The organism is Streptomyces niveiscabiei (assembly GCF_001419795.1).
Taxonomy (GTDB): Bacteria; Actinomycetota; Actinomycetes; order Streptomycetales; family Streptomycetaceae; genus Streptomyces; species Streptomyces niveiscabiei.
Genome location: NZ_LIRL01001209.1, coordinates 1 through 1,169, shown reverse-complemented (window position 1 = coordinate 1,169; position 1,169 = coordinate 1). Strand labels below are relative to the sequence as shown.

Annotated in this window: 2 protein-coding genes; one reads left to right on the top strand and one right to left on the bottom strand. The window is 71.3% G+C overall.

Features of this window, described 5'->3' with window-relative positions; all coding sequences use genetic code 11:
- Positions 1–3: 3 nt before the first annotated feature.
- Positions 4–846 carry a MurR/RpiR family transcriptional regulator gene (locus AOK24_RS42125; RefSeq protein WP_055725156.1) on the bottom strand — a complete coding sequence of 281 codons (843 nt, stop codon included), beginning with the start codon at positions 844–846 and terminating at the stop codon, positions 4–6.
- Positions 847–1,067: 221 nt separating this feature from the next.
- Here AOK24_RS42125 and AOK24_RS52930 point away from each other — a divergent pair.
- Positions 1,068–1,169 (top strand): twin-arginine translocation signal domain-containing protein (locus AOK24_RS52930; protein ID WP_159052191.1); only part of this gene is annotated, 102 nt, incomplete at its 3' end.

The following is a 1,169-nucleotide window of genomic DNA, read 5'->3' as shown; positions in this document are numbered from 1 at the left end:
ACCTCACTCCACAAACAACCCCCGCGCCACCGCCCCCGCGTCGAACTCCTCCAACCTCGCCTGCGCATCCGGCAAGTCGTCGCACATCGCCTCCAGCAGCACCCGCCCCAACAACATCGGCGCACAGGCCGTGTCGAAGGCGAGCCCCGTGCCCACGGCCGCCGGCAGCAGCAGGTCCGACGCCTTCGCCACCGGCGCGAACGCGGAGTCGGCGACCGTGACGACCATGAGGCCCGCCCCCTTCGCGTACGTCAGCGCATCGAGGACCTCCTTCGGATGACGCGGCAGCGCGAAGCACAGCAGTGCGCTCGCCCCCGCGCGGACCGCCGCGTCGATGCGGTCCTGGAGCATGGAGCCGCCCTCGTGGAGGAGCCGGACATCGGGGTGGACCTTGGCGGCGAAGTAGGAGAAGCCGTACGCCTGGGAGGCCGCCGCGCGCAGGCCGAGGACCGGCAAGGGGCGGGACGCCGCGAGGAGTTGCCCGGCGCGCTGGACGGGCGCGGGGTCCGCGAGGATCTCCGCGAGGTGCCGGAGGTTCTCGATCTCGGCCTCGACGGCCTGCTGGTAGGCGTTGTAGTTCTGCGAGGAGGCGGCCCGGTCGCCCGGCGCGACCTCGCGGAGGTGGCGCCGCAGGGCGGGGTACCCGTCGAACCCGAGGGCCACGGCGAACCGCGTCACCGACGGCTGGCTCACCCCGGCCAGCTCCGCCAGCTCGACGCTCGACAGGAACGGCACGTCAGCGGCCCGCCGGACCATGCTGTGCGCGATCCTGCGCTGCGTCGGCGTGAGCCGGTGCCCCTCGAAGAGCGTCTGGAGCCGGGCGGCGGGGCCCTCGGACACGCTCATTCTTGTGCTCCCCCTGGCTATTCAGGCTGCATGGTTCCTGCATGTTGTTATACACCCGGGGCGGAGGGCGCCGACTCCGTCAAGGTCCCGTATCGGACCGGCGATGATCTGAACACGGAAACACCAAGTGTCGCTAAACAGGCACACAGCGTGACGGATCAGGCGCGTACCGTGAACAGGCCCTCCGCCGAGGGCCCTTGGTACGACCCTGAGGATGCGTCATGCCCTCCAACCGCCGGGCCTTCCTGACGGCCACCGCCGTCGGCGCCCTGGCCACCGCGCCCGCCGCGGCAGCGACCCGCACCTGTCTCTCACACACATCT